The sequence below is a fragment of the Candidatus Obscuribacterales bacterium genome (assembly GCA_019744775.1).
Classification (GTDB): Bacteria; Cyanobacteriota; Vampirovibrionia; order Obscuribacterales; family Obscuribacteraceae; genus SBAT01.
In genome coordinates this window covers 1-5,723 of record JAIETZ010000004.1, presented here as the reverse complement: position 1 = coordinate 5,723, position 5,723 = coordinate 1, and the positions used below count along the sequence as shown (strand labels likewise).

At 48.8% G+C, this 5,723-nt stretch carries 1 protein-coding gene; it reads right to left on the bottom strand.

What is annotated here, in order from left to right; genetic code table 11:
* Positions 1-138: 138 nt before the first annotated feature.
* Positions 139-5,655, bottom strand: a complete 5,517-nt coding sequence (locus K2Y22_09735) for a hypothetical protein (protein ID MBX9878724.1) — start codon at positions 5,653-5,655, stop codon at positions 139-141.
* Between the last annotated feature and the right edge of the window lie 68 nt (positions 5,656-5,723).

The window sequence follows — 5,723 nt, the reverse complement described above, 5'->3', positions numbered from 1 at the left end:
GCCCATTCATCCCATAGTTGGATCTTAAAACGCCACAACGTCCACAGTCAGAGTCTGCCGAGACCCTCACGTTAGATATACCCCTTCCCTTGGCATCATAAACCGAAATTTAATATATTAGGCTGTTGATTGCTAGTGTTATTTGCCACTGTAAGCGCCATGGGCGCCTGTTACTGTCATTAAGCAGGCGGCTGTTTTGACTAATTTATCAGCTAATTGCTTATCGGCGGGTGACTTGGATTGGATGAGTTTGGACAGTACATGGGACTGTTCCATGAGTCCAATGTGTGAGAATTCCGAGCGGGACATTGAGTGTCCGTTAGGAAGCTCTGCATCAACTACATGGCGGCGACCGAGGCTTTCCTTTTGAAGAGCTGCTTGCAAGTGAGCTGTGTTTGGCGCCAGAATTACTTCCTGACCGACTGAGAGTTTAAGTGGGTTATTGCCGACAGTGATAACGATGGCATTGGTGTGTGATTCATGCAAAGCACGGACTTTTACGACATTGTTTTCTCTGGTGATTAGGGCTACGCTGCCGGAGTCAATTGATATGGTGTAAGCGCCGGCATTGATAACTGTTTGATGTGGGCTGTGGATGAGCACTTCGCCTGAATGTAGGATGATGCCACCATTTGCGTTGTATCTAACATCTGCATTGCCTGCGTGTCTTAGATTGCAAGAACCAAAATCAATTTTTGAAATCTCATGAATCGAATTAACGATTGTCGAATTCGATGGTGCTGTTGTTGTGTATGCAATTGGTAAATATGCTGTTGGTTCAGAGTCATCCGCTTGCAGTTGAGTAGGTGTTGTTGGAGTATTGCTCGTGTTGAGCTTATTAATGTTATTGAGGATCGAAGTGCTGGAAGCAGGCGTGATGCCGGGCAAGGAATTTGTCAGATTAACCTGCATGTTGAATGGCGATGACAGAATAGTGGCGTCTGTTACTACTTGAGTACGAACAATACTTGGCGCAGTGGCAGCGGCGCTAGAAGTTGTGTTGATCGTCAGAAGTGGCAGAACATTGGCGATTTGAGCTGGTGCTGATACTTCGGCTCTTACAGCAGCCACAATAGGAGTTGAAGAAGAGATGGAAGCTGTGATCGGCGGGTCAGCAGTGATGGTGACACCGCCGCCGAGATGAATTGTGCCGGAAGCGCCGGCATCGATGGTTACGGTTGCGCCGATTGCATTGATGGTATTGTTTGGAGCGTCAGCGGTAAAGCCGTTGTCGCCGACAACAATTTGACCGCCACCTTGAATATTTGTGGTGACGTTTGCACCTGTCGTGCCGGATGTGCCGATGGAGTTACCGACGGTAATGGTGACATTGCCTAATCCGCTGCCGCTGTTGTTTGTATAGGCTTCGATGGTGGAATTTTGTTCAAGGTTGATGGTGCCTGTCTCATTGTTGTTGTGAATGGTAATGTCACCTTCATTGGCATGGATAGTCGAACCTTCGGTGACGGTAATGGTGCCGGATCCTGTCAGTTGAATAGAGCCATAAGTGGATTGAACATTACCTACATTGAGACTGCCATCAGAAGTTACATTGACAGAGGCAGCAGTAATATCGGTGATGTTGGTGGTTTGGCTGCCGCCTCCGGTGATGTTGGTGTTATTGCCGCCCTGGTTGGTTGATGTAATTGTGGTGGCAGTCGTATCAATAGCTGTCGTGTTGCTGCCGATGTTACCGCTGCCTGTTGATGTCGTCAGAACAGGTGTAATTATTGAGCCGCCGTTGTTGAGGATATTGCCGTGACCATTGCCGTAAAGGGAGGTGAATGATGTAGCAGTGATGTTGGCGGAAAGAATAATTGTCCCTGCGCCGTGGAAGGTAACGCTGCTTGAGGATGTTATTGGTTGAGCGACTTCAATTTGACCATTGGAAGTAATATCGATGACCGAGCCTGAGGATGCGTTGTGTACGCGGATAGAGTTGGAGGAGTTGAGATGAACTTCACCGCCGGAGGTGATGAAGGTGGTGTAGAAAGCATTAGTTTGAATGGGTGAACCGGAAGAGCCGATATTGCCGGAGCCTGATTTGAGGTAGACACTTGAAGTTCTAAGCGTGCCGGCATTTTGCACGATGTCACCGGAACCATTGGCTACCATGTCCACCCAATTGGGTGCGGTGAAGTTACCGTTGAGTGTAACCCCGCCATTATTGCCGGTGACTAAAATTGAAGCACTTTGGCTGGCTTGCAGAGTGGAAGACAACGTAACAGCGTGGTCATTTATCAAATCGAAATTACGAGCAGAAGTCGCTCCCAGAGAAAGCGTGCCGGTGCTTGTATTGTTGATGTAAGCATCACCGCCTGTGCTAATGCCGAGAGAGTCGGAAGTTGTGACAAAGCGGCTGCCGGATGTGCCGAGATTACCCATAGTGGATGAGAAGTTGAGTGTCGGGGTGTCAATTGTGCCGGTGACGGTACCATTACCGTTGGTGGACAGAGTTGCAGAGTTGGTGGCAGTGACGGAACCGGTGATGTTGATGTTGCCGTTATTGGCGGTTGTGGCAAGGGTCAAATTCGTGGCGGCCGTTAGCGTACCTTGTAGGAGCATATTACCGGAGGCAGAAAGTGACAGGCTGCCGTCGGATGTGAGTAGTCCTGTGCCGGTTAAGACAAAAGCGGGATTGCCGCTGGCGGAGGCTTGATTGGAGTTGACGGTGATGAGACCGGCAGAAGGAGAGGAGCCGGTGAATTGCAGAGTGCCTGCAATGATGCCGACATTGGAGTGACTTTCTTCGTTGATTTGAACATTAACGTTGTCGGAAAGAGTAAAGTCTTCAAATGTGATGGTGACGCCTGTCGGGATGTTGGTGCCGGTAAGAGTATTGGAGAGCATGTTGGCGCCGATGATGGCGTTGCCTCCGGTGGCAACACCCTGTCCGTTGACGATGAGTGTGCCGCCGATTTGACTTTCGCCCTGCAATTGAATGATGAGGGCGGTTAAGTTAGGATCGGTAAAGTCAAGGCTGTAGATAGGACCTTCTCCAGATGGTTGAGCTGTAGCATTTATGGTGACATTGCCGCCCAGCGAAATTGCCGTGGACGGCAGAGCACCTGAGTCAAACACAATTGAGCTTCCATCTGCTGTGAGATTGTTTGTCGGAGCTGACGCAGTAATGCTATTGGCACCATAGTAAATATGGCCGTCATTTGGCGTTGACGGATTGATGTTTGCCGGTGTTGTGGTGTTTGTCTGTGCCGGAGGTCCTGCACCAATGAAAATGAATACCCGACCGAGTGTTGTGCCGGTAGTTGTGGCTGACAGAATCACGTCACTGTCAACTTGGATGAAACCGTCGACAGTATTCAGGTCTTGTAAGACTAAGTTGCCTTCGTTGACGTATATATTGTTAGTGACATGAATGTCGCCATCGGCAATGATGGTTGCGCTACCTTCATTTGCTTGGATGGTACCTAATGTTAATGGTGCCGATGCAGTTATTTCGATAGAATTTGCCGACGCTGTTATTGTTCCGACTGTTGTGGCAAGTGTTGCCGTCACCGATGATGGGGTGCTGGCAGTTAGGTCGATAGTCGCTGCTTCGAGTGTGCCATCACTAACTACAGTTAAGTCGCTACCGGAAGACATGTACATTGTGCCATTGGCTATAAGAGCGCCATGATTCGTAACGACGACGGGGGCTAATGTTCCACCACCAATTGTCAGGTTGTCGTCCGAGTTAATAGTGACATTTGAGTTGACAGTTACATCAGCATTGAATTGTATACGTGTCGAACCTGTGGTCTGCAATGTTGCATTGCCGGTGCTCGAAGCACTTAGAGTTGCTCCGTCGCCATTGATATCAAAATACACGCCGCCGGCATTCGAAATTGTAACCACTCCGTTGGACGGCAACGTGATATTTAGATTGCTTCCGTTGCCGACGAACCATAAGGAACCGCTTGGATTGTCAGCGGTTATCGTAACATTGGAGCCAAACACTATGGACGTACTATAAAAGTTCACAGGGTTGCTTGTAAAAGTTAGGTCGGCATTGGCTGAGAATGTTAAAACATCAGCATAAATAAGGGTCGATCCGGGCGAGCCAATAAATGATCCATTACCGCTTAAGGTCAAATCGTCTTCACTATTGATGAGAATGTTGACGCCCGAGACGGAACCGTTGTTTGTCACTGAGGCAGTATTTAAGGAAATTTGGTCAGCGGCAGTTATAGTGCTACCGCTATTGAGAGTAATGCTGGATGCCGTCCCAGCGGTAGTTATAGTTACATCTTCAGCAGTTGCCTCCACTGAACCGATAGTCAGAGTGGAGTTTGCTGTCGTTAGGTTGAGCGTAACTTCAGTGCCGGAAGCATAGACCGGACCAACAAGAGATCCTGTGCCTACTACGGATATGACAGCGCTCGGATTTGTTGCAACTGATATACCTGATTGCAAGTAATTAAAGTTAACCGAACCTGATGTGCCGCCACTTGTAGAAATAGCAGTGACAGTACTGTTGAGAGTGACAGGAAGATTACCTCCAGAGTTAATGAGAGTGATGATGCCACCATTGCCCGAGCCGATACCACGAGCAGAAATTGGACCTTTAACAGTACCGTTAGTGCTATCAATTACAAATGGTGCTGATATTGATGAATTATAAACGAGAGTAATGTTGCCTGCGGAGCCTGTTCCCCCACCGTTTGAAGCTATTGCTGAATTCAATCCGTCATTAATTGTAGAGGCGGCAAGAACCGATAGTAGACCTGTGGCTGACAGTACGATGTCTCCCCCATTGCCACTGCTTCTTGAACGTGAGCTGACGAAAGAATTTATGTTTATGGCACCGCTATTGGCCGTTACTGAAATATCTCCGCCATTCACATCGGCGGCTGTGCTGACAAAACCGTCGATAAAGACCAGACCGGCGGAAGTGGCAGTTATATTTCCCGCGTCGCCTGCGTTGGCTCCGGCATTGATATCGCCGATAATTTGAAGGCTTACCCCAGTAGCGGTAATTAAAACATTATTTCCATTGCCGGTTGATCCGCCATAGGTGAGTATATCCCAAGTCTCGACAGTATCGCCACTTATTGTGACTGAACCTCCATTTCCGACTCCGCTGCCATGTGCGATTATGTCGCCGGTACTGAACGAACCATCCGCAATAAGCGAAATATTGCCTGCATTTCCTCCACCTGCAAAGGACGCGCTTCTAACAAAAGAATCTATTTGGATGCCGCCAGCGGAGAAATCAATCAATCCGCCATTGCCGGCATTGCGGGCTTCGGAATCTACGAATGAGGTTACGTGTATGCCACCTGTAGCGTCTACAATTATGTCGCCGCCATTTCCTGAGGACGGTCCGCCCTGGGTTCTTAATGAAGTGGCTAGCAGAGTACCTGTTGTAATTGTGATTGAACCGGCGTTACCTGAACCAGTTGCAACAGGTAGTGTTGCTGATGCACTTACAAAGTCGAGAGTCATATCAGCTACTGCTGTTAGTTGAACAACACCGCCCGTGCCACCGGCAATGCCGCCGTCCGCGCGGATTGAAGCGCCTCCACTGAGGTTGCCGCCGGTGCTTATAGTTATGTCGCCTGCTGCTCCAGCATTGGTGTCACCTGGGGTATTTTGATCGTAGGCAGAACTATCAACGAACAGAGAAATGTCAACGTGGCTCGTCGTCGAAGTCACCGTGATATCTGCGCCATCTCCAAATGCTCTGCCACCAACTGCTCTTAGTGAATCCAATTGTATTAGTC